Below are 22014 nucleotides of genomic sequence, written 5' to 3' on the forward strand. Positions count from 1 at the left end.
AGCGTCGGGACCGTTTATCGTGCTATCCTGATCTACCGGCACGGCCCAGCGGGCCGTGTTTTTCCTTTATCTCAGCCGCGTCGGCGTGCTTGTCGACGCGGCGGCCGGCTTGCATACCCAGGCCCGGCAGGCCCTAGGAGGAGATGGTGACCGTGAGCGACACCAAGGTGACCTGGCTGACCCAGGATGCCTACGACAGGCTCAAGCACGAGCTCGACGAGCTGATCGAGAATCGTCCGGTCATCGCAGCGAAGATCAACGACAGCCGGGAAGAAGGCGACCTCAAGGAGAACGGGGGCTACCACGCCGCCCGGGAGGAACAGGGCCAGCAGGAAGCCCGGATCAGGCACCTGCAGGAACTGCTGCGCACCGCGAAGGTGGGCGAGGCCCCGGCTAACGACGGCACCGCTGAACCGGGCATGGTGCTCACCGTGCGTTACGACGGCGATGACGAGGACGAGAAGTTCCTGCTCGCGACCAGGGAGGAAGGCGCTGAGGGCGAGCTCGAGGTGTACTCGCCGGACTCACCGCTCGGCAAGGCGCTGCTCGGCGCCAAGGAGGGTGAGGCTCGGGAGTACGAGCTGCCCAACGGCAAGACCCAGAAGGTGACCCTGGTCAGGGCGGTCCCCTACAGCGGCTGAGGCCGCCGCAGCGATGACCGCCGAGAACCCATTACCCATCTGCGCCACCTGCGGCATGCAGTACGCGGCGCCCCGTCCGGACTGCCCGATCTGCGAGGACGAGCGCCAGTACGTGCCACCGGATGGCCAGCGGTGGACGAACCTGAACGAGCTGCGTGCCGGCGAGTACACCAGCCGGGTCGAGGAGGAGGGACCCGGCCTGATCGGCGTCGGCATGCAGCCCAGGTTCGCGATCGGCCAGCGCGCCCTGCTGGTACGCGCGGAGTCAGGGAACTTCCTGTGGGACTGCACCCCCTACCTGGACGATGAGCTGGTAGCCCGGATCGACGAGCTCGGTGGGATCACCGGGATCGCGATCAGCCACCCGCACTACTACACCACGATGATCGAGTGGAGCAGGGCCTTCGATGCCCCGATCCACCTGCACGAGAAGGACGCCCAGTGGGTCGGGCGGCCGGACCCCGCGGTGCGCTTCTGGAGCGGGCGCGAGCACCGGGTCGCGCCCGGGCTGACCCTGCTCAACCTCGGCGTGCACTTCGCGGGCGGCACCGTGCTGCACTGGAGCGCGGGCGCGGGCGGTAAGGGTGCGCTGCTGTCCGGGGACATCGTGCAGGTGATCCCGGACCGCACCCATGTGGGTTTCATGTACAGCTACCCGAACCTGATCCCGGAGCGGCCGGCTGTGGTGCGTGCCGCGGCCGAGATGCTCCAGCCCTATCCCTTCGAGGACATCTACGGCGCCTGGTGGCAGGCCGTGGTGCGCGGCGAGGGGCATCAGGTGGTGCAGCGCTCGGCCAAGCGCTACCTGGAGTTCGTTTCCTGATCCTGCTGCCCCGCGGTGCGTTCCAGCAGCGGGCGCACCCGCGGTGGCACCGGGGTGGACAGCGCGATCGAGGTGGAGGTGCGCCGGACCCCCGGCACCCCGACCACCTCGTCGATCACCCGCTGCAGGTCGTCGTTCGAACGCGCCACCATCCGGACGAACAGGTCGCCCTGGCCGGTGGTGGCGTGCACCTCGCAGACCTCGTCGATGGCGGCCAGCGCACCGGACACCTCGCCCCGCCTGCCCTGGGCGATCTCCAGCACCGCGAAGGCGGTCAGGCCGTAGCCCATGGCGTCCAGGTCCAGGTCGGGCGGGAACCCGTTGAGGATGCCCCGGCCGGTCAGCCGGTCCAGCCGCGCCTGCACGGTGCCCCTGGCCACCCCGAGCCTGCGGGCACATTCCAGCACGCCGAGCCGCGGCGCGTCGGTGAGTAACAGCAGCAACCGCGCGTCCAGCGCGTCCAGGGCCGTGTCGGGCATCACGCACTCCTACACAAACTGCCCAATCTGACCGGCGATCTCGCTGACTGATTGCGCATGTTGTCCAGCATTGTCGGGCACTGTTGCACATCCTGCCCTACCGGCGCATGCTGCGTCCACGGCTGGCTACCGCCACCAGGACCACCACCGGAGGAGATACCGATGACGCACACCGTCGGTGCGCAGAACCAACTCGACGACGTCAGCTATGACCAGCTGCGGCAGCTCGTCGGTCTGGTCGACCACGACGCATCCACGGACCCGTTCCCGGTCAAGGCACTGGACGCCGTGGTGTTCGTCGCGGGCAACGCCACCCAGACGGCCTGGTTCTACCAGGCCGCCTTCGGGATGCAGCTCGTCGCCTACTCCGGACCGGAAACCGGCAACCACGACCACAAGTCGTTCGTGCTGAAGTCCGGTTCGGCCCGCTTCGTGATCAACGGAGGGGTCCGGCCGGACTCGCCACTGCTCGACCACCACCGCAGGCACGGTGACGGGGTCACCGACCTCGCGCTCGAGGTCACCGATGTGGACAAGTGCATCGAGCACGCCCGTGCGCAGGGTGCCACGGTGCTGGAGGAGCCACACGATGTCTCCGACGAGCACGGCACGGTGCGAGTGGCGGCGATCGCCACCTACGGCGAGACCCGCCACTCGCTGGTCGACCGTTCCCGCTACACCGGCCCGTACCTGCCGGGGTACGAGGCCCGCGAGGGCACGGTGCGGCGCCCCGAGGGTGCGCCCAAGCGGCTGTTCCAGGCCATCGACCACTGCGTCGGCAATGTCGAGCTGGGCAAGATGGACGAGTGGGTCGACTGGTACCGCAGGGTGATGGGCTTCGTGAACATGGCGGAGTTCGTCGGCGACGACATCGCCACCGACTACTCGGCCCTGATGAGCAAGGTCGTCTCCAACGGCAACCACCGGGTGAAGTTCCCGCTGAACGAGCCCGCCATCGCGAAGAAACGGTCGCAGATCGACGAGTACCTCGAGTTCTACGGCGGGCCGGGCTGCCAGCACATCGCGCTGGCCACCAACGACATCATCGGCACGGTGAGCGCGATGCGCGCGGCCGGTATCGAGTTCCTGCAGGTCCCCGACTCCTACTACGAGGACCCGGAGCTGCGGGCCCGGATCGGCGAGGTGCGGGTGCCGGTCGAGACGTTGCAGGAGCACGGGATCCTGGTCGACCGGGATGAGGACGGCTACCTGCTGCAGATCTTCACCAAGCCGATCGGTGACCGCCCGACCGTGTTCTACGAGCTGATCGAGCGGCACGGCTCCCTTGGCTTCGGCATCGGCAATTTCAAGGCGCTGTTCGAGGCCATCGAGCGCGAGCAGGAACGCCGCGGCAACCTCTGACCCGGTCAGAGGACGGTGAAGCCGGCGTGGTGGAGTTCGGTGGCCACCTGGAGGCAGTGCTCGGCGCCGCGGGTCTCCAGGTTGAGCGACACCTCCACCTCGCCGAGCGCGAGCCGGCCGGAGATGCGCGAGTGCTCCACGTCCAGCACGTTCGCGCCCAGCTCGCTGACCTTGGACAGCACCCCGGCCAGCGAGCCCGGCCGGTCCGGCACCAGCAGCCGCAGCTCGAGGTAACGTCCACCGGCGGTCATGCCGTGCTGGATGATCTGCAGCAGCAGTAACGGGTCGACGTTCCCGCCGGAGAGCACGGCGACCACCGGCGGGGTGAACGTCCCTGGATGCTCCAGCAGCGCGGCCACGGCCGCCGCCCCGGCGGGTTCGACGACCAGCTTGCGCCGCTCGAGGCAGAGCAGCACCGCGCGGGACAACGACTCCTCGGTCACCGTGTACACACCGTCCACCAGCGACCGGACGTGCTCCAGGGTCAGCGGCCCCGGCCTGCCGACGGCGATCCCGTCGGCCATCGTGGGCGTCGCCTCCAGCCGCACCGGCTCGCCAGCGGCGAGCGAGGGCGGGAACCCGGCCGCCGCGGCGGCCTGCACGGCGAACACCTGGACCGAGGGGGCCAGCGCCCGCACCGCGCAGGCCACCCCGGAGACCAGCCCGCCGCCACCGGTGGGCACCAGCACGGTGCCCACCTCGGGCAGCTGCTCCAGGATCTCCAGGCCGACCGTGCCCTGACCGGCGATGATGTCCGGGTGATCGAAGGGGTGGATGAACACCGCACCGGTGCGCTCGGCAAAGGCGGTCGCCTCGGCGAGGGTCTCCTCGATCGCCCCACCGTGCAGGTGCACCTCGGCGCCGTAGCCCCGGGTGGCGGCAAGCTTGGGCAGCGGCGCCCGTTGCGGCATGAACACCGTGGCCTTGGTGCCGAGCAGCGAGGCGGCAAGGGCGACGCCCTGCGCGTGGTTGCCCGCGCTGGCCGCGACCACGCCCCGCTCCCGCTCGGCGGCGCTCAGCGCGTGGATCCGGTGGTACGCGCCCCTGATCTTGAACGACCCGGTGCGCTGCAGGTTCTCGCATTTGAGGTGGACCGGACCGCCCTGCTGCCGCTCCAGGTCACGGGCGTGCTCCATCGGGGTCTCCCTGGTGACCTCCGCGAGCAGCTCCCTTGCCTGCCGGATCCGGCCGACATCGACGAGTCCCATAGCCGCCGATGATGCCACCATTTGGGTTCATACATTCGATCGGTGACTGACCGGGTACTCTGGTACCGAACCGTGAGCGCCGACCAGGGAGAGAGCATGGCACGGGCGACGACATCGAGCGCCACCCGGTCTGCCGGGATGTTCCAGCTCCTTGCCGGCGTCGCTTCCGCGCTGGCCCTCACCGGCGCCGCCTTCTACACGGTGGAGCTGGCCACCTGCGGCGACGCCGGCCAGTACGTCCGGCACGACAACCACGTGGAACTGCTCGGCGGCTGCGTGGACGGCACCGAGCTGCCGCACACCGACCCGCGGCAGCCGAGCGGCTCCGACCGGATCGCCGAGCACAACAACTACCGGCCCTGAGCCAGCGCCTGCTCCAGGTCGGCGACGAGATCACCGGCATCCTCGATACCCACCGAGAGGCGCACCAGCTCCGCGGGAACCTGCAGCATCGACCCGGCCACGCTGGCATGCGTCATCCGGCCGGGGTGCTCGATCAGTGACTCGATCCCGCCGAGCGACTCGGCCAGCACGAACAGCCCGGTGCCAGCGGCCGCGTCCAGCGCGGCCCGCTCGCCATCGGCGTGGGTGAAGGAGACCATCCCGCCGAACCGGCGCATCTGCTTGGCGGCCAGTTCGTGGCCGGGATGCCCGGCCAGCCCCGGGTAGTACACCCGGTCCACCTTCGGGTGCGCCACCAGCGCCTCGGCGATGCGCTCGGCGTTGTCGCAGTGCCGGTCCATCCGCACGCCCAGCGTCTTCAGTCCGCGCAGGGTCAGCCAGGCGTCGAAGGCACCTGGTACCGCGCCCGCAGAGTTGCGCAGGAAGAACAACTGCTCGCGCAGGTCGTCCGAATCGGTCACCACCGCGCCGCCGACCACATCGGAATGCCCGCCGAGGTACTTCGTGGTCGAGTGCACGACGACATCGGCGCCCAGCTCCAGCGGGGTCTGCAGGTAGGGCGTGGCGAAGGTGTTGTCCACCACCAGCTTCGCCCCACCACCGTGGGCGATCTCGGCCAGCGCCGCGAGGTCGGAGATGCCCAGCAGCGGATTGCTCGGCGACTCGCACCACACCAGCTTGGTCTCCGGCCGCATCGCAGCCCGCACCTGCTCCACATCGGACAGATGCGCGACGCTGTAGGAGACGCCCCATGAGGTGAGCACCTTGTCGATCAGCCGGAAGGTGCCGCCGTAGGCATCGTCACCCAGCACCAGGTGGTCGCCAGGGCGCAGGGTCACCCGCAGGATCGCGTCGCTGGCGGCCATCCCGGAGGCGAAGGCAAGGCCGTGCCGCCCGCCCTCCAGCGCGGCCAGCGCCTGCTCCAGCGCGGTGCGGGTGGGGTTGGCGGTGCGCGAGTACTCGTAGCCACCCTCGCGGGTACCGCCGACGCCGTCCTGCGCGTAGGTCGAGGTCTGATAGATCGGCACGATCACCGAGCCGGTCCGCGGGTCCGGTTCCTGGCCCGCGTGGATGGCACGGGTGTCGAAACCGAGCTTCGAGGGGTCTCCAGCCATGGCCTTACCCTACGGCCACGCCCCGAGCCAGCGACCGGTGGCCGGTGCGCAGGCCAGGATCAGTGCGGCGGCCGCCGGGATACCGAGGACCAGCGCAGGCACCAGGCCTGCCGGGGCGGCGCCTGCGGTGAGGCTGGTGAGCAGATAGGTGGCCAGCGCGAGCGCCGAACCGGCGCCGACCAGCATGCGGCCGGCCTGCCTGCGCTGGAACAACAGAATCGCGCCGGGGATCAGCGCGGCGGCGACCACCGAGTTCAGCAGTACCCCGACCAGTAGCCCGAGGAGCCCGAAGTCGCCGAGCGCAAGGTTCAGCACCACGCCGAGGATGTGCCAGAGTCCGATGAGGATGCCGAGCACGCCCGCGGTGATCGCGGTGCCGCCGGAGGAACTCGGCCGGTACGGATGGCCCATGCCCCTCCCCATCGGCTACCTGCGTTGCCAGTAGTGACCCTGTGCAGGGTAGCCGGGATACGGCCCGTACGGCTGCGGGACCGGCACTGGCGGCCGCGCGGCCCGCCGTACCCAGCGCCCGGTGGGCGGCACCAACGTGCACACGATCACCGCCACGGCCAGTGCGAGTGCCGGGCCGCCGACGAGGAGCAGCCGGCCTGCCCGCTTCCCGCGCAGCAGGTGCACCGCCCTGTTGACCAGCAACGCGCCGACGGCGACGCTCAACTGCCCCGGATACTGCCCCGGCGGGTACGGATGCCCCATGTCCCTCCTGTCCTGGTTCACCACTGCCGCGGCGGGTAACCCCCGGCAGGGTAGCCCGGTTGCGGGCCGTAGGACGGCATCGGCCGCGGCCGGTGGCGCAGATGTCGGAAGGTGGGCGGGAGCGCGGCGAAGATCAGCACGAGCGGGGCGAGCACGAGGGCGCCCAGCCGGACGAAGGCGTTCCTGAACTCCAGCTGGAACACTGCCGTGAAATACGTCCCGTACTCGTTCTGGCCCAGCAGCGCCGGTTCCAGCAACGGCGCGGCCAGCGCCAGCAGGGCCCCGGCGATCAGCAGGATCGCGCCTGCCAGCACCCGGAAGAAGATCAGCAGCGCCGCGATGAGCAGGAACACCGCGGCACCGAGGTAGCAGCCGAGCAGGATGAGCAGCTCACTGGGCAGGGTGTCCACCCCGTAGTCGATGAACACGTCGACCGGAAGGTAACCCGCGATCCCGGCGAGGGGCAGGGCGAGCAGGGCGGCGATGATCGCGGTCGCCCCGCTGGGCCGTCGATCCGGGCGGGAGTAGCCGGGGGGTGGGGTGGCCGGGTAACCGTAGGCGTTGGTCACAACTCCCCCAGGTGTTCGGCGCGGGGCTGGACCGGCTCACCCTAACGTGCCTGGCCCGCCGGTGGCGGCGTTTTCGGCCCGCTGCACAAGAAAGGTGCCCCGGCCGGAGCGGCCGGGGCACCTACTGGAATCAGGGTCTCACCACTGCTGCGGCGGCTGGCCAGGCTGGCCGTAACCACCGGACTGGCCCGGCTGACCGGGCTGGCCGTACCCGCCGGGCTGGCCGAAGCCACCGGGCGGGCTGGGCTGACCGAAGCCGCCGCTGGGCGGGTTGGGCCCACCGGGCTGGCCCGGCTGACCGGGCTGGCCGGGTTGACCATAGCCACCGGGCTGGCCGTAACCCCCGGGCTGACCGGGCGGCGGGCCGTAGCCGGGGGGCGGACCGGGCTGACCGGGCTGACCCGGCTGGCCGTACGGCCCTGGCTGGCCGAACGGTCCGGGCTGCTGGCCGAACCCGCCGGGACCACCGAAGCCACCGGGACCACCGGGGCCGGAGCCCGCGCCGAGGCCGACCAGCTTGGCCGTTCCCGGGATCGCCCCGAGGACGCCGACGGCGAGCACCACGATGCCGAAGATCAGGTACAACACAGGCGTACCCGCTTCCTGGTCCACCGACTGGGTCCGCCCCTGGTAGGTGATCTCGCTGGGGAAGGCGGTCATCATCAGGACGCCGAACAAGACGAGCAGCAGGCCGCCGCCGAGCGTGACGAACGGGGCCAGCTTCTTGACCACACCGCCGAGCTTGCCCGCGAGGCCGATCAGCACCCCGCCCGCGAGCGCGGCCAGCGCACCGACCAGCACGAAAATGACGTACAGGTACAGCGTTCCCGAGGAGGGCAGGCCGGACTGCTCGGCGATGTCGCTCATCAGCTGACTTGACTCGAGCGTGTCCGCGTAGTCCCCGACGTCGCCGAGGTCGACGAAGGCGAAGATCAGCGCGACCAGGCCGAGCAGCGCGGTCACCCCGCCCGCGATCCAGCCGAAGAGCGCGTTGTTCCCGCCACCGGGGCCACCGGGGCCACCGAACGGGGAAGGCGGCGGGCCGCCGAAGCCCGGCTGGCCGGGCGGGGGTCCGAAACCGGGCGGCTGGCCGGGTTGTCCAGGCTGACCGGGGTAACCGGGCTGGCCAGGCTGCCCGGGCTGACCGGGTTGCCCCGGCTGGCCATACGGACCGGGCTGGCCGGGCTGCCCGAAGCCGCCAGGCTGGCCCGGCTGCTGCCCGAACGGGCCCGGCTGCTGGCCGAAGCCGCCCTGCGGGTTCACCGCGGCCGGGTTGTCCGCCGCGCTCGGCGGCGGGGCGTAGGGGATGGAGGGCGGCGGCTGCGAACCGGGCGGCACCAGCTGGGTCGACTCCGCGCCGGGGCCGGCCCCGCCGCCGGACTCGGGCTGCTGCCCGCCGGGGTCGCCACCCGGCTGCACCACCTGGGTCGGCTCCGGGGTGTCACCGAACTGGTCACCTTGCTGGGGCTGCTGACCCGGCTGCACCACGTTCGTCGGTTCCGCCGAACCGAAAGGGCTGTCTTGCTGGGGCTGGGGGCCACTGGGCGGGCCCTGCGACGGCTGCTCGCCGCCCCAGGGTTGGTTCGGTGGCTGCGGAGCACTCATGTGGGTCTTGAACCCCCTTGACAAGGACCTGGACGTATGGCTCGGGGACACGCTATCGGATCGGTCACCCGATCGCTCGTAACGCCCCTGGCAGGCCACACGATGAACAACCTCACCTCCCGGCGAGGAAGGCCAGCAGGTCCTGCCTGGTGACCACCCCGGCGGGCTTTCCGTCCATCAGCACCAGCGCGCCGTCCGCCCCGCTGAGCGCCTTCATCGCCGAGCCGACCGGCTCACCCGCGCCGATGGCAGGCAGCGGCGGGGACATGTGCCGGTCCAGCCGGTCGGCCAGTGCCGCCTTCCCGGTGAACAGCGCGTCCAGCAGGTCCCGCTCGTTCACCGCGCCGACGACCTCGGCCGCCATCACCGGCGGTTCCGCGTTCACCACCGGCATCTGGCTGACCCCGAACTCGCGCAGGATGGTCACCGCCTCGGCCACCGTCTCGGTCGGGTGGGTGTGCACCAGCTCGGGCAGCGAGCCGTCCTTGCGGCGCAGCACGTCCCCGAGGGTGGCGCCGCTGGAGTCCGGCGGGAGGAAGCCGTAGGAGGACATCCAGGCGTCGTTGAACACCTTGGTCAGGTATCCGCGGCCGCCGTCCGGCAGCAGCACCACGATCACGTCCTCCGGCCCACAGCGCGCGCCCAGTTCCAGCGCGGCGGCCACGGCCATCCCGCAGGAGCCGCCGACCAGCAGGCCCTCCTCGCGCGCCAGCCTGCGGGTGTAGTCGAAGGAGTCCGAGTCGGAGATCGGAATGATCTCGTCGGCGATGTCCCGGTCGTAGGTCTCCGGCCAGAAGTCCTCGCCGACCCCCTCGACCAGGTACGGCCGTCCGGTGCCGCCGGAGTACACCGACCCCTCCGGATCGGCCCCGACGACCCGCACCCGCCCCTGCGAGGCCTCCTTGAGGTACCTGCCGGTGCCGGAGATGGTGCCGCCGGTGCCAACCCCGGCCACGAAGTGCGTGATCCGCCCCTCGGTCTGCCGCCAGATCTCCGGCCCGGTCGACTCGTAGTGGCTGGCCGGGTTCGCCGCGTTGGCGTACTGGTTGGGCTTCCAGGCGCCCTCGATCTCGGTCACCAGCCGGTCGGAGACCTTGTAGTAGGAGTCCTCGTGCTCCGGCGGTACCGCCGTCGGGCAGACCACCACCTCGGCGCCATAGGCCCGCAGTGCGTTGCGCTTGTCCTCGCTGACCTTGTCCGGGCAGACGAACACGCAGCGGTAGCCCCTGCGCTGGGCCACCATGGCCAGGCCGACCCCGGTGTTGCCGGAGGTCGGCTCGACGATGGTGCCGCCGGGGCGCAGCTCGCCCGCGGCCTCCGCGGCCTCCACCATGCGCAGCGCGATCCGGTCCTTCACGCTGCCGCCGGGGTTGAGGTACTCCACCTTCGCCAGGATCAGCGGTTCGAGTCCCTCGGTCAGGGAGTTCAGCTTGACCAGCGGGGTGTCGCCCACGAGGTCAACGACGTGTTCGTAGTAGTCCACGGGTGCCACCCTAACCGCCGGTCCGGTTCACCGAACTGCCTCACACCGGTCATTTCGCCGCGATTGTCGCCCCCGGCCTGCTGTGGTTAGCTGCGCCTCGTCCGATAGGTAGTCCAATCGAGTGAGTCTGCTGGTGGGAGCGCACGTGAGTGCAAGACATGTCCTCGGTAAGTACGCCCGGCGGGCGACGGTCGCCATCGGGATGACCGCGGTACTGGTGGTGAGCTCCGGGGGCGCCCCGGCCACCGCGGGCGGGCACGGTGGTTTCTTCGGCTTCCTCGACCGGTTCCCGATCTTCACGCTGAACGTGCTGTTCACCAACGACACCGAGTCGGCGCTGCTGGGCGTCGAGGGGGACGGCACCGACGAGGGCCCGATCGTGGACGGCGGCATGCGGCCCTACGGCAGCCCGTCCCGCGCCAAGACGGTGCTGGCGGACGCGCGCAGGGAGGCCGTCACCGGGTGGCCCAAGCCGGGGCAGGCCCTGTGGCGCGGGCAGCTGACCCTCTCCGGCGGGGACAACTTCCTCGCCGGCCCCGAGTTCGCGGCCAGCCTGGAGAGCGGGGTGCCGTTCTACGACGGGATCGCCACCAGGGAGATGGGCTACGACGCCAGCGCGATCGGCAACCACGAGTTCGACTTCGGCCCGGACACCTTCGCCGACTTCATCGACAGCACCGGCGGTGAGCTGCCGTTCGTCAGCGCGAACCTGGACTTCTCCGGGGAGCCGCGGCTGCGCGCGAAGACCGAGGACGGCACGATCGTCTCCAGCAAGGTGCTGCGCAGCTCAGGGCAGCGGATCGGCGTGATCGGGCTGACCACCCCGGAACTGCCCGCGATCTCCAGCCCGCGCGAGGTCGAGGTGAGCGGTGAGCTCGCGGAGATCACGAACGGGCTGGCCGACCGGCTCACCCGGCGCGGCGTGGACAAGATCCTGCTGGTCAGCCACCTGCAGGACATCGACAACGAGCTTGCGCTGGTCCCCCAGCTGTCCGATGTGGACGCCGTGATCGGCGCGGGCGGCGGGGAGATCCTCGCCGACGAGGACGACCGGCTGATTCCGGGGGACACCGCGGAGCGCGGCTTCCCGCTGTACGCCGAGGACGCGGACGGCGACCGGATCCCGGTGGTGACCACGACCGGGGACTACAAGTACATCGGCAGGCTGGTGCTCACCTTCAACTGGAAGGGCGAGGTGTTGCGGGTGGACGAGCGGCAGTCCGGCCCGATCCGGGTCTCCGGGGTCGGTCCGGACGCCGTGCACGGTGACCCCGCGGTACGCGCACAGGTGGAGAAGCCGGTCGCCGAGTACGTCGAGGGCATGGCCGAGACCACGGTGGCGGCCACCGAGGTCCCGCTGAACGGGGTGCGGGCGGACGTGCGCAGCAGGGAGACCAACCTGGGCAGCCTGCTGGCGGACGCGCTGGCCTGGACCGGGCGGCAGCAGGCCGAGGAGTTCGGCGTGACCCCGCCGCAGGTGGGCATCCAGAACGGCGGCGGGATCCGGAACGACTCCACACTGCCCGCGGGCGAGATCACCGAGCTGAACACCTACGAGGTGGCGCCGTTCTCCAACTTCGTCGCGGTGCTGCCCGAGGTGCCCCGGCAGACGCTGCGGCAGCTGCTGGAACGCGGGGTGGCCGCGTCCCCGGCTGCCAGCGGGGCGTTCATGCAGGTCTCCGGGCTGAGGTTCAGCTACGACACCAGCAGGACCGCGCAGGAGGTTGCCGAGGGCACCAACACCATCGTCACCCCTGGCGAGCGGGTGCGGGAGGTGGTGCTGGACGACGGCACGGTGCTGGTGGCCGACGGCGAGGTGCTGGACGGCCCGCCGGTCTCGGTGGCCACCAACGACTTCTCCGCCCGCGGCGGGGACGGCTACCCGTTCGGGGACGCCGAGTTCACCCCGGTCGGCAAGACCTACCAGCAGGCGCTCTCGGAGTACCTCACCGAGGGGCTGGACGGGCTGGTCACCGCGCAGCGGTACCCGGTGGGCGGCACCGGCCGGATCACGCCGGTCGGCTGAACCGTACCGGCGCGACGCCCGCCCGGCGTGGCGGGCGTCGCGTTCCGGTTTGCCCATGGCCGGTTACCGGGCAGTATGAGGGCGAATTCTGCACAGCGCGCTGGCTCAAAGGAGTGTCCGCCATGCCCGAAGCCGTCATCGTGTCCGCCGCCCGTTCCCCGATCGGGCGGGCCAACAAAGGCTCACTGGCGGAAATGCGCCCGGACGACCTGACGGTCCAGATGGTGCGCGCCGCGCTGGACAAGGTGCCGCAGCTCGATCCGGCCCAGATCGACGACCTGATGCTCGGCTGCGGCCTGCCGGGCGGTGAGTCCGGCTTCAACATGGGCCGCATCGTGGCCGTGCTGCTCGGCTACGACCACCTGCCCGGCACCACGATCACCCGGTACTGCTCCTCCAGCCTGCAGACCACCCGGATGGCGCTGCACGCGATCAAGGCAGGCGAGGGGGACGTGTTCGTCTCCGCGGGTGTGGAGGCGGTGTCCCGCTTCGCCAAGGGCAGCTCCGACTCGCTGCCGGACACGCACAACCCGGTCTTCGCCGAGGCCGAGTCCCGCACGGCGCGGGTCGCCGAGGAGGGCGCCGCGGACTGGACCGACCCGAGGGAGAACGGCGCCCTGCCGGACGCCTACATCGCGATGGGCCAGACCGCGGAGAACCTGGCCCGGTTGAAGGGCGTGTCCAGGGAGGAGATGGACGAGTTCGGGGTGCGCTCGCAGAACCTCGCCGAGCAGGCCATCGCCGACGGTTTCTGGGCCAAGGACATCACCCCGGTGACCCTGCCGGACGGCAGCACGGTCGCCAAGGACGACGGCCCGCGCGCCGGAGTCACACTGGAGGGCGTCGCCGGGCTGAAGCCGGTGTTCCGCCCGGACGGCCGGATCACCGCTGGCAACTGCTGCCCGCTGAACGACGGTGCGGCCGCCCTGGTGATCATGTCCGACACCAAGGCGAAGGAGCTCGGGATCACCCCACTGGCGCGGATCGTGTCCACCGGGGTGACCGGGCTGTCCCCTGAGATCATGGGCTACGGCCCGGTGGAGGCCTCCCGGCAGGCGCTGGCCAGGGCCGGGATGTCCATCGGCGACATCGACCTGGTGGAGATCAACGAGGCGTTCGCGGCGCAGGTCATCCCTTCCTACCGGGACCTCGGCATCGACCTGGACCGGCTGAACGTGAACGGCGGCGCGATCGCGGTTGGACACCCGTTCGGCATGACCGGGGCCCGGATCACCTCCACGTTGATCAATTCCCTGCGGCACCACGACAAGCAGTGGGGGCTGGAGACCATGTGCGTCGGCGGCGGCCAGGGCATGGCCATGGTCCTGGAACGCCTCAGCTGACCGCTGTGAGTGGCCCGTTCCCTGCGAATTTCGCAGGGAACGGGCCACTCACAGCGGGCGGGGCGGGGCTCAGGCGTTCTGCGGGGCCCGCAGGCAGATGCTGCGCGGGGGCTCGGGGTAGCCCAGCACGCCGCCGCCCGCCTGTGCGCAGGCGTCCTTCGCGTCCGGGTCACCTTCGACGATCTTGAGCACCTCGGCCTGCGCTGCGGGGTCGGCGCAGGGGACGGTCTCGTAACCCTTGGTGGTGGAGCGGTCCAGGTTGGTCAGGCATTCGCCCTCGGAGACGTGCAGCATCAGGCAGAGCTTGAAACTGGCTCCGCCCTCCATCACCAGCTGGTCGTAGTTCTCCCCAGGGCACTGGCCATCGGCATCGTCCAGCTTGACCGCGACCTGGACGTTCGCCGACGGGTCCGTGCACTCGACGGTCTCCGCGTCGGAGTCGTCGGAGAACTCGGCGATGGCGAGGCAGTCCCCAGCCTCGGCCTCCTCCGGCGAGCCGATCGACCGCAGGATCCCGAAGGTGCCGACGAGCACCGCGACGACGATCGGCACCGCGATCCGCAGCCACTTCTTCGGGTTCCGGCCCGAGGGCTGCTGCGGAACCTGCTGCGGGTACTGGGGCGGCGGCGCTGGCGGGAAACCGCCGTAGCCGGGCTGCTGCCCCGCGGGTGGTGGCTGCTGCTGCCAGCCGGGCTGCTGGGGATAGCCCCCGGGCGGGGGCTGCTGGGGGTACCCGCCGGGCGGCGGTCCCGGCGGTGGTCCGTGTCCGGGCTGCGGCCCCGGCCCCTGGCCATAGCCGGGCTGCTCGCCGCCCGGGTAGGGGCCGTGCGGACCGGGTGGTGGCGGAACACTCACGGAAAAACCTCACAGAAATCTCACGTGCGCTACCCGGACATCCAACACGGTCGTTCCGAACATCCCGTCGGCACCCCCACGAACGGGTGACGGCATGCGCGCGTGCACCCTACGGCAGCAACACGACAAAGGCGCCCGGCCGGTGGGCCGGGCGCCTCGTGGTCGTGCCAGGAGCGGCTACTCCCCCTGCAGGTACGACAGCAGCCGCAGGATCTCGAGGTACAGCCAGACCAGGGTGGTCATCAGCCCGAAGGCGGCGAACCAGGCCCACTTGGACGGCATCCCCTCCCGGATCATCCGGTCGGCCATGTCGAAGTCGAGCAGGAAGCTGAACGCCGCGATACCGATCACGACGAGGCTGAAGATGATCGCCAGCGTGCTGCCGTCGCGCAGGCCCATGTTCACGCCGAACATGCCGAGCACGAGGTTGGACAGCATCAGGATGAGCGCGCCGCCCATCGCGCCGATGATCCACTTGGTCAGCTTCGGCGTGACCTTGACGGCTCCGGTCTTGTAGACCACCAGCATCACCGCGAACACACCCGCCGTGCCCGCGATGGCCTGCAGGCCGATGCCGGGATAGAGAAGTTCGAACACGCCGGTGATGGCGCCGAGGAACACACCCTCGACCGCCGAGTAGGCCAGGGTCAGCGGGCCGCTGGCCTTCTGCTTGAAGGTGATGAACAGGGCCAGCCCGAGGCCGACCAGCATCCCGCCGATGACGGCGCCGAACACCGCGCCCGAGCTGCCGGCCGCGATCTGGCCCTGCGCCCAGATGGCGGTGACGATCCCGGTGATCAACGCGGTACCGAGACTCATCCCGGTCTTGATCACCACGTCGTCCACGGTCATCGGCCGGTCAGCGGAGTCGGCGGGAGCCTGCGGTGCTCCGTAGCCCGGCCCGCCGCCCTGCGGTTGGTTGAAACCGACCGCCGGTCCGTACTGGCCGTACGCCGCACCGCCCGTCGGCAGATTGCGGAAAGCAGGGTTGCTTGAGGTACGCACCTGATCCTCCTGGATCTCCTGGCACTTGCTACTGGGTTGAACGACCGCACGTCCCGGCCGGTTCCCGTCGGTAAAGGCAACTTTACTCACACCGGGAGAGGGCGGGCCCACCCCCGTGGAACTCCCAGGTCCACGGCGGACAGGACGACCGCCGACCGCACATCAGCCCACTGGCCTATTGCCTTGCTACGCCCGTCCGGGTGAAGCTCACCTGGCGTGTCCGGATCGTAACCGGCAAGGAGTCAGCACGATATGGGTGACACCCGACGCAGGACCGGCCGGTACCGAAGAGCGCTGGGCCTCGGCGTGGCCACGCTGCTCGGCGCACTTTCCGTTGTCACCATGGCGCAGCCCGCCGCGGCCGAGGTCGAGGAGGGGATCGGGCACCGGCTCGAGCCTGGTCAGCCCTACGGCGGGCGGGATCGACCCTACGACTGGGCAGGCTCCTACCGCGTCGGCGGCGAGCAGGTGTTCTGCGTCTCCTTCGCACTCAAGGCACCGGATACCGACGAGCAGTACGAGCCGGGCGACGAGCTGCTGACCAAATGGGGTGAGCCGCTGGCCGAGGACCATGCGGCGAACATCTCCTACCTGCTGCTGCGCTACGGCGACACCAAGGACCCCGACGAGGCGGCCGCGCTCGCGCACCTGCTGCACTCCTGGACCGCGGCGCCCCGGCCGGGCCACGACGACCTGAACCGGAACAAGAGCTTCGAGGACATCGGCTACGCGGTGGAGGACCGGTTCGGCGAGCTCCCGGCCGGCGCGCAACGTGCGGTGGAACGGCTGGAGGCCGATGCGGAAGCCAACCGGGGGCCGTGGTCGGCCTCGGTGACCCCGGCCGAGGGCGAGCAGACCATCGGCACCCCGGCCGAGTGGACCATCACCGTGCGCGGGGCCAAGGACACCGGGATCGCGGACGTCCCGATCACGGTGCGGCTCACCGACGCGACCACGGCCGAAGACGAGGCGGAGGACAAGGGCGAAACCGGCGAAACCGAACCGCGGGCGGAGCAGGTCGGCTCAGCCGAGGCCGGGACCACGCGGACGGTCACCACGAACGAACAGGGCGAGGCCGTGCTGCGGGTCACCCCGACCGGACCTCGGCCGAAACTGGTGGCCACCCTCTCCGCACCTGCCCACCGGCCCTACGTGCGCGAGCCGGTGCAGGCCGACACCCAGCGGGTGGTGTCCACCGGGGGTGAGCGCGAGCTGACCGCCGAGGGCGTGACCTCCGCCCGCACCCAGCCGGGGGCGGTGCGGGTCGCCAAGCAGGACGCCGACAGCGGGGCAGGCCTCCCCGGCGCCCGGCTGCGGCTGACCGCCGCGGACCGGACCGCACCCGCCGTCGGGCAGGACGACCAGCCGCTCACCGGCCCGGACGGCGAGCCGCTTGTACTCACCACCGAGGGCGAGGACGGCACGGCCACGGTGCAGAACCTGCGCACCCCGCAGGAGGTCTGCGTGGTCGAGGTGAGCCCGCCTGCCGGGTACGACCAGGCCTTCAACCCGGCCGAGCCGCCCGCGGCCTGCGGGAAGCTGGAACCGGGACAGACCCTCACCCTGGAACTGGCCAACGCCCCGAACGAGGTGCCGAAGACCATCCCGGCAGGCACCGACGCGACCACCGTCACCAGCAGCGCCACCATCGCCGGCCTGCCCACCGGGGCCTTCGCCGGCCTCGGGGCGCTGGCGGTGCTCGGATCGCTGCTCGTGGGCTGGATGGCCAGGCGGCGGTTCGGCAACCGGAACTGATACCCGTGCGGCCCACGTCCCCGAACCGGCACCGGCTGGTCACCGCCTACCTGCTCGGCGTGGCCAGCCTGCTGGCCGTGGAGCTGGCCGTGGCGGGTGCGCTGGTGCTGCCGCCGCTGCCAACGGCCGAGGTCGTCGCGGGCAGCGCGCGGCCGGCCGCCGGGGTGACCACCGTGGCGGCTGACGGTGCGGGCACCGGCGCCGATGACGATGCGAAGGAGCCCGGCGCCGCGACCACCAGCCCGGCGGCGGAGCCAGCGGAACCCGGTGACGCCGCGCCCGACCAGGCCGCCGCGCCCGCGTCCCCGGCGGCACCGGCCGTGGCGGCTGGGCAGCAGCCAGGGACCATCCGGCTGCCCGACGGCGGCACGGCCCGGCTGGTGCGCGAGCAGGTCGTCGGCCCGAACGCGGTGCTGCCGATCCCGGAGAACCTGGACGAGGCCAGCTGGTGGGGCGTCGGCCTCGGCGCGCCAGGCGGGGCCAGCCTGTTCGCCGGCCATGTCAACTGGCGCGGGCAGGTGGGCCCGTTCGCCGAGTTGTGGAACGCCCAGGTACACGAGCGGGTCACCGTGTCCGACGAGGACGGCAAGACCTGGACCTACCGCATCACCCAGGTGATCACACTGGGCAAGAACGAGCTGCCGCGGCGGGCGGACGAGCTGTTCAGCCAGTACGGCAAGCACCGGATCGTCCTGGTGACCTGCGGTGGCCGCTGGATCGGCGGCTCCACCGGCTACGCGGAGAACCGCGTGGTCATCGCCGAACCCGCCTGAGCCGGCCGCGAGGTGAGGTGGGACACAATGGCACGTATGGCGCATTATCTGGTGACCGGCGCGACCGGGTTGATCGGCAGGCATGTCACCCAGCTGTTGCTGGCCAGGCCGGACACCGAGCGGGTGACCCTGCTGGTGCGCGCGGCCTCCAGGGACCGCCTCGCCGCCATGGTCGCCGCCTGGCCGCACCCGGAGCGGGTCACCCTGCTCACCGGCGACCTCACCGAGCCGCACCTTGGCTTGGACGAGCAGGCGAGGGCACAGCTGCGCGGCACGGTCGACCACCTGGTGCACCTGGCCGCGCTCTACGACCTCACGGCGGACGAGGAAGCCAACATCACCGCCAACGTGCAGGGCACCCGGCACGTCCTCGAGCTCGCGGCCGAGCTGGGTGCGGGCTGCCTGCACCACGTGTCCTCGGTCGCCGTGGCCGGGGACTACCCCGGCGTGTTCACCGAGGAGATGTTCGACGCGGGCCAGCGGCTGATCACCCCGTACCACCGCACCAAGTTCGAGGCCGAGCGGCTGGTCCGCGAGCAGCATGAGGTGCCGTGGCGGGTGTACCGGCCCGCGGTGGTGGTCGGGCATTCGGCCACCGGCGAGATGGACAAGGTGGACGGCCCGTACTACCTGTTCCCCGCCATCGGCAAGCTGACCGCCCTGCCCAACCTGCCACTGGTCGGGCCGGATATCGGCGACACCAACCTGGTGCCGGTGGACTACGTGGCCGCGGCGCTGGTGGAGCTGGCGAGCCGGGACGGCCTGGACGGCCGGACCTTCCACCTGGTCAATCCGGAGCCGCAGCCGGTGACCGAGGTGTACAACGCGTTCGCCCGCGCGGCCGGAGCCCCGACCATCGACCTGGAGCTGGACCAGCGGCTGTCCAGGGGGATCACCGGGCTGCTCCGGCTGACCGAGCACGTTCCCGGGGTCACCATCGCCAGGGACGCCGTGCTGGAGCGACTCGGCATCCCACCGGTGCTGCTGGAGACCATGACCTTCCCCTCGGTGTTCTCCTCCGCGGCCACCCGCAGGGCACTGGCCGGGTCGGGGGTGGACGTCCCGCGCCTGGCCGACTACGCACCGGTGCTGTGGCGGTACTGGCGGGAGCATCTCGACCCCTTCCGCGCCCGCAAGCACGGCCCACGGGGCGAGCTGGACGGCCGCCGCGTGGTGGTCACCGGGGCCTCCTCCGGTATCGGCAGGGCGACCGCGCTGGCGGTGGCGGCCGAGGGTGGGGTCCCGCTGCTGGTCGCGCGCAGGCGGGCCGAGCTGGAGGAGGTGCGGGACGAGATCGCCGCCGCGGGCGGGCAGGCGGCGGTGTACCCGGCCGACCTCACCGACGAGGACTCGGTGCGCAAGGCGGTCGAGGCCATGCTGACCGAGCACGGGCGGGTGGACATGCTGGTGAACAACGCCGGCCGCTCGATCCGCAGGTCGATCAGGCTGTCCTACGACCGCTTCCATGACTACGAGCGGGCGATGGCGATCAACTACTTCGGTGCGGTGCGGCTGATCCTCGCGCTGCTGCCGCATATGTCCGAGCGCAAGTTCGGGCACATCGTGAACGTCTCCTCGATCGGGGTGCAGGGCATCGCCCCGCGGTTCTCCGCCTACGTCGCCTCCAAGGCCGCGCTCGACTACTTCGCCCGGATCGCCGCCACCGAGACCCACGGCGACGGGATCACCTTCACCACGATCCATATGCCGCTGGTGCGCACCCCGATGATCCGGCCGACGAAGTTCTACGACGCATTCCCGACGAAATCACCCGAACAGGCGGCCCAGATGGTGGTCACCGCGCTGAAGGAGCGGCCGAAGCACATCGGTACCCCGATCGGGCAACTCATCCAGTTCGCCTATGCGCTCACCCCCGGGCTCACCGACGCGGTGGCATACCAGGGTTTCCGGATCTTCCCGGACTCCGCGGCCGCAGGCGGCTCCGGTGAGATCAAGATCGGGCGCGGCGAACGGCACCTTTCCCGGGCGGCGAGCGCGCTGGCGCGGCTCACCCGGGGCTTCCACTGGTAATCATCGACACGCCCGGTTACACCTGTGCCTGACGGGAATGACACGCGGTACGCGGGTAACGTCGGGGTATGGCGTCCGAGCGAGACAGTGGGCTCATGCCGTTGCGTCGGGAATTCGACCAGGTGTGGCATGGCTTCGACCGTAATCAGGTTAGGCAGTACGTCGAGTACCTGGAAGATCAGCTACGACGGCTGCTGAGCGATCGTGATTCGGCGATGGCGCAGGCGAGCACCCTGTCCCGGGAACTGGAGAACGCGCGCCGCGAGCTGGCCAAGCTGCGTACCAGGGTGGATGAGCTGCTCAAGCCGCCGGAGCGGCTGGAGGACCTGGACGAGCGGATGCAGCGCACCGCGGAACTGGCGAACACCAGGGCCGAGGAGATCGTGACCCGCGCCGAGACGGCCGCCGAGGAGCACTGGGCCAAGGCAGGCGAGGCGTCGAAGAAGCTGCGCGAGCGCTACGCGAAGCTGCTCGGCGAGCTGGAGTCGCATGCCGAGGCCATGGACAACGAGCACCAGGCCGCACTGGAGGAGACCAGGGCCGAGGTGGAGCGGCTGACCACCGAGGCCGCGCGCAGGCGCGAACAGCTCGACCAGGAGGCCGAGCGCAAACGCAGGGCCATCGAGCGCGACTTCGAGGCGAAGATGGCCGCGGAGCAGGCGGCACTGGAAAAGCACATCGCCGACCAGCAGACCGCCAGCAAGAACCAGGCCGAGCGGCGGATCTCCGAGGCGATCGCCGAGGCGAAGCGCAGGCTGGACGAGGCGGCCACGGAGGCCAAGCGGCGGGTGGACGAGGCCACCGCCGAGGCCGAGCGCCGCACCACCGAGGCGACCGAGCAGGTGGAACGGCTCACCGAGATCAGGGAGCAGGCCCGCCTGCGCGTGCGCAAGGCGCAGGACCTGCTCAAGGAGGGCGAACCCGCGCTGACCCCCCTGCCCGAGGAAGAAACCGAACTGGCCCCCTCCCCCTCCTGAAAAGCCCTGAACGCCACTTTTGGGACGTCAGATGTCGCGAACGGCACTTTTGGGTCATCTGACGTCCGGAAAGCCACGTTCACGCCGCCGCTGGGCGGCTCGGTCCGGCACGAAAACGGGACGCCCCTGAAGCAGTAGGGGCGTCCCGTTCCCGCGGGAGCGGATCAGCTCTCCGGCATCATCACCTTGTCGATCACGAACACGGTGGCGTTCGCGGTGGGCACGTTGCCGCACAGCACCTTCGCCCCGTTCACGGTGAAGTCCTGGCCGGAGCCCTCGACGGTGAGGCTGCCGCCCTGGACCGTCTCCAGCGAGCCGGCATCGACCACGCCCTGAGCGTCCATCCGCTTCGGAACCACGTGGTAGGTCAGGATGTCGGTCAGCTGCTGCTTCTTCGACTCGTCGGTCAGCAGCGCGTTCAGCGTCTCCTGCGGAAGCGCTTCGAACGCCGGGTCGGCCGGGGCGAACACGGTGTACTCGGCGTCCGCCTTGTTCAACGTGTCCACCAGCCCCGCGGTCTTGACCGCCTTGGTGAGGCTGGTGAGCAGCGGGTTGTTGCTGGCCGCGGTGCCCACCGGGTCGTCGATCATGCCCTGCACCGAGCCCTCGTTGTTCGGGTCGGTCGGGACCTGCGCACAACCGGGTCCGTAGACATCGTCCGCGGTGGTCATCCCGTTGCCCATCTCCGAGGTGGAGGTCTCACTGGTCGGCGCGGCCGAGGACTGGGTCTCGGTCTCCTGCCCGGAGCCGGAGTCGGCCGCCTGATCGTCACCGCCACATGCGGAGAGCAGCAGCGCCATCGCGGCGAGAGCGCCGGTGGCGGCAAGACGGTTCTTACGAACGTGCAT

At 70.8% G+C, this 22014-nt stretch carries 21 protein-coding genes; 10 read left to right on the forward strand and 11 right to left on the reverse strand.

Annotated features, from left to right (window positions below):
• The first annotated feature begins 143 nt into the window (after window positions 1-143).
• The gene (gene greA, locus KOI47_RS28280; protein ID WP_216209561.1) at window positions 144-641 is read left to right on the forward strand and encodes a transcription elongation factor GreA; all 498 of its coding nucleotides are present in this window, start codon (window positions 144-146) and stop codon (window positions 639-641) included.
• Between the two features lie 13 nt (window positions 642-654).
• A complete protein-coding gene (locus KOI47_RS28285; RefSeq protein WP_216209564.1) occupies window positions 655-1464 on the forward strand; it encodes an MBL fold metallo-hydrolase in 810 nt (269 codons plus the stop codon).
• On the opposite strand, the gene KOI47_RS28290 is transcribed toward KOI47_RS28285, so the two are convergent.
• Window positions 1443-1943 (reverse strand): Lrp/AsnC family transcriptional regulator, encoded by a 501-nt coding sequence (locus KOI47_RS28290; RefSeq protein ID WP_216209566.1) that lies wholly within the window; start codon window positions 1941-1943, stop codon window positions 1443-1445. The two genes, KOI47_RS28285 and KOI47_RS28290, sit on opposite strands and share 22 nt — an antisense overlap.
• Window positions 1944-2105: 162 nt before the next feature.
• On the opposite strand from KOI47_RS28290, the gene hppD reads away from it, so the two are divergent.
• The gene (hppD, locus tag KOI47_RS28295) at window positions 2106-3305 is read left to right on the forward strand and encodes a 4-hydroxyphenylpyruvate dioxygenase (protein ID WP_216209568.1); all 1200 of its coding nucleotides are present in this window, start codon (window positions 2106-2108) and stop codon (window positions 3303-3305) included.
• 5 nt (window positions 3306-3310) lie between these two features.
• Here hppD and ilvA read toward each other — a convergent pair whose 3' ends face one another.
• Complete coding sequence (gene ilvA / locus KOI47_RS28300; protein WP_216209570.1) at window positions 3311-4513, reverse strand: threonine ammonia-lyase; 1203 nt, start codon at window positions 4511-4513, stop codon at window positions 3311-3313.
• Between the two features lie 96 nt (window positions 4514-4609).
• Here ilvA and KOI47_RS28305 point away from each other — a divergent pair, with 96 nt between their 5' ends.
• A complete protein-coding gene (locus KOI47_RS28305) occupies window positions 4610-4876 on the forward strand; it encodes a hypothetical protein (protein ID WP_216209572.1) in 267 nt (88 codons plus the stop codon).
• Here KOI47_RS28305 and KOI47_RS28310 read toward each other — a convergent pair.
• The 6 genes from KOI47_RS28310 to KOI47_RS28335 all read right to left on the reverse strand — a co-directional run bounded on the left by KOI47_RS28310 (window position 4864) and on the right by KOI47_RS28335 (window position 10401).
• Window positions 4864-6030 carry a cystathionine gamma-synthase gene (locus KOI47_RS28310; protein ID WP_216209574.1) on the reverse strand — a complete coding sequence of 389 codons (1167 nt, stop codon included), beginning with the start codon at window positions 6028-6030 and terminating at the stop codon, window positions 4864-4866. The genes KOI47_RS28305 and KOI47_RS28310 overlap by 13 nt on opposite strands.
• Window positions 6031-6039: 9 nt before the next feature.
• Entirely contained in the window at window positions 6040-6441 is a 402-nt protein-coding gene (locus tag KOI47_RS28315) for a hypothetical protein (RefSeq protein WP_216209576.1), read from the reverse strand.
• Window positions 6442-6456: 15 nt separating this feature from the next.
• The gene (locus tag KOI47_RS28320; protein ID WP_216209578.1) at window positions 6457-6744 is read right to left on the reverse strand and encodes a hypothetical protein; all 288 of its coding nucleotides are present in this window, start codon (window positions 6742-6744) and stop codon (window positions 6457-6459) included.
• Between the two features lie 17 nt (window positions 6745-6761).
• On the reverse strand, window positions 6762-7313 hold the full coding sequence (locus KOI47_RS28325; RefSeq protein ID WP_216209580.1) for a hypothetical protein: 552 nt from the start codon (window positions 7311-7313) through the stop codon (window positions 6762-6764).
• A 138-nt stretch (window positions 7314-7451) separates the two neighbouring features.
• Window positions 7452-8918 (reverse strand): DUF4064 domain-containing protein, encoded by a 1467-nt coding sequence (locus tag KOI47_RS28330; protein WP_232376310.1) that lies wholly within the window; start codon window positions 8916-8918, stop codon window positions 7452-7454.
• A gap of 112 nt (window positions 8919-9030) precedes the next feature.
• Window positions 9031-10401, reverse strand: coding sequence for a cystathionine beta-synthase (locus KOI47_RS28335; protein WP_216209582.1), 1371 nt, complete (start codon window positions 10399-10401; stop codon window positions 9031-9033).
• Between the two features lie 145 nt (window positions 10402-10546).
• Here KOI47_RS28335 and KOI47_RS28340 point away from each other — a divergent pair, with 145 nt between their 5' ends.
• On the forward strand, window positions 10547-12427 hold the full coding sequence (locus KOI47_RS28340; RefSeq protein ID WP_232376311.1) for a bifunctional metallophosphatase/5'-nucleotidase: 1881 nt from the start codon (window positions 10547-10549) through the stop codon (window positions 12425-12427).
• A gap of 122 nt (window positions 12428-12549) precedes the next feature.
• Entirely contained in the window at window positions 12550-13770 is a 1221-nt protein-coding gene (locus tag KOI47_RS28345; protein WP_216209584.1) for an acetyl-CoA C-acetyltransferase, read from the forward strand.
• Window positions 13771-13839: 69 nt separating this feature from the next.
• On the opposite strand, the gene KOI47_RS28350 is transcribed toward KOI47_RS28345, so the two are convergent.
• A complete protein-coding gene (locus KOI47_RS28350; protein ID WP_216209586.1) occupies window positions 13840-14625 on the reverse strand; it encodes an LppU/SCO3897 family protein in 786 nt (261 codons plus the stop codon).
• 177 nt (window positions 14626-14802) lie between these two features.
• Window positions 14803-15630: a Bax inhibitor-1/YccA family protein gene (locus KOI47_RS28355; RefSeq protein ID WP_216209587.1), complete on the reverse strand. Its 828-nt coding sequence runs from the start codon at window positions 15628-15630 to the stop codon at window positions 14803-14805.
• A 252-nt stretch (window positions 15631-15882) separates the two neighbouring features.
• Between KOI47_RS28355 and KOI47_RS28360 the strand changes: the two genes are divergently transcribed.
• The 4 genes from KOI47_RS28360 to KOI47_RS28375 all read left to right on the forward strand — a co-directional run bounded on the left by KOI47_RS28360 (window position 15883) and on the right by KOI47_RS28375 (window position 21166).
• Entirely contained in the window at window positions 15883-17385 is a 1503-nt protein-coding gene (locus KOI47_RS28360; RefSeq protein WP_216209590.1) for an MSCRAMM family protein, read from the forward strand.
• A 5-nt stretch (window positions 17386-17390) separates the two neighbouring features.
• Window positions 17391-18158, forward strand: a complete 768-nt coding sequence (locus tag KOI47_RS28365) for a class F sortase (protein ID WP_232376312.1) — start codon at window positions 17391-17393, stop codon at window positions 18156-18158.
• A gap of 36 nt (window positions 18159-18194) precedes the next feature.
• Complete coding sequence (locus tag KOI47_RS28370) at window positions 18195-20189, forward strand: SDR family oxidoreductase (RefSeq protein WP_216209591.1); 1995 nt, start codon at window positions 18195-18197, stop codon at window positions 20187-20189.
• Between the two features lie 68 nt (window positions 20190-20257).
• Window positions 20258-21166, forward strand: coding sequence for a coiled-coil domain-containing protein (locus KOI47_RS28375; protein ID WP_216209593.1), 909 nt, complete (start codon window positions 20258-20260; stop codon window positions 21164-21166).
• Window positions 21167-21330: 164 nt separating this feature from the next.
• On the opposite strand, the gene KOI47_RS28380 is transcribed toward KOI47_RS28375, so the two are convergent.
• Complete coding sequence (locus KOI47_RS28380; protein WP_216209595.1) at window positions 21331-22014, reverse strand: fasciclin domain-containing protein; 684 nt, start codon at window positions 22012-22014, stop codon at window positions 21331-21333.

Source organism: Amycolatopsis aidingensis (assembly GCF_018885265.1).
In the GTDB taxonomy this organism is placed as follows: domain Bacteria; phylum Actinomycetota; class Actinomycetes; order Mycobacteriales; family Pseudonocardiaceae; genus Amycolatopsis; species Amycolatopsis aidingensis.

What these genes read in the sequence shown, in the direction of transcription:
- ilvA (WP_216209570.1), bottom strand. Translation starts at nt 4,513, where the DNA reads ATGGGACTCGTCGATGTCGGCCGGATCCGGCAGGCAAGGGAGCTGCTC.
- KOI47_RS28290 (WP_216209566.1), bottom strand. Translation starts at nt 1,943, where the DNA reads ATGCCCGACACGGCCCTGGACGCGCTGGACGCGCGGTTGCTGCTGTTA.
- KOI47_RS28305 (WP_216209572.1), top strand. Translation starts at nt 4,610, where the DNA reads ATGGCACGGGCGACGACATCGAGCGCCACCCGGTCTGCCGGGATGTTC.
- KOI47_RS28345 (WP_216209584.1), top strand. Translation starts at nt 12,550, where the DNA reads ATGCCCGAAGCCGTCATCGTGTCCGCCGCCCGTTCCCCGATCGGGCGG.
- KOI47_RS28285 (WP_216209564.1), top strand. Translation starts at nt 655, where the DNA reads ATGACCGCCGAGAACCCATTACCCATCTGCGCCACCTGCGGCATGCAG.
- KOI47_RS28330 (WP_232376310.1), bottom strand. Translation starts at nt 8,918, where the DNA reads ATGAGTGCTCCGCAGCCACCGAACCAACCCTGGGGCGGCGAGCAGCCG.
- KOI47_RS28380 (WP_216209595.1), bottom strand. Translation starts at nt 22,014, where the DNA reads ATGCACGTTCGTAAGAACCGTCTTGCCGCCACCGGCGCTCTCGCCGCG.
- KOI47_RS28310 (WP_216209574.1), bottom strand. Translation starts at nt 6,030, where the DNA reads ATGGCTGGAGACCCCTCGAAGCTCGGTTTCGACACCCGTGCCATCCAC.
- KOI47_RS28375 (WP_216209593.1), top strand. Translation starts at nt 20,258, where the DNA reads ATGGCGTCCGAGCGAGACAGTGGGCTCATGCCGTTGCGTCGGGAATTC.
- KOI47_RS28315 (WP_216209576.1), bottom strand. Translation starts at nt 6,441, where the DNA reads ATGGGCCATCCGTACCGGCCGAGTTCCTCCGGCGGCACCGCGATCACC.
- hppD (WP_216209568.1), top strand. Translation starts at nt 2,106, where the DNA reads ATGACGCACACCGTCGGTGCGCAGAACCAACTCGACGACGTCAGCTAT.
- greA (WP_216209561.1), top strand. Translation starts at nt 144, where the DNA reads ATGGTGACCGTGAGCGACACCAAGGTGACCTGGCTGACCCAGGATGCC.
- KOI47_RS28360 (WP_216209590.1), top strand. Translation starts at nt 15,883, where the DNA reads ATGGGTGACACCCGACGCAGGACCGGCCGGTACCGAAGAGCGCTGGGC.
- KOI47_RS28370 (WP_216209591.1), top strand. Translation starts at nt 18,195, where the DNA reads ATGGCGCATTATCTGGTGACCGGCGCGACCGGGTTGATCGGCAGGCAT.
- KOI47_RS28320 (WP_216209578.1), bottom strand. Translation starts at nt 6,744, where the DNA reads ATGGGGCATCCGTACCCGCCGGGGCAGTATCCGGGGCAGTTGAGCGTC.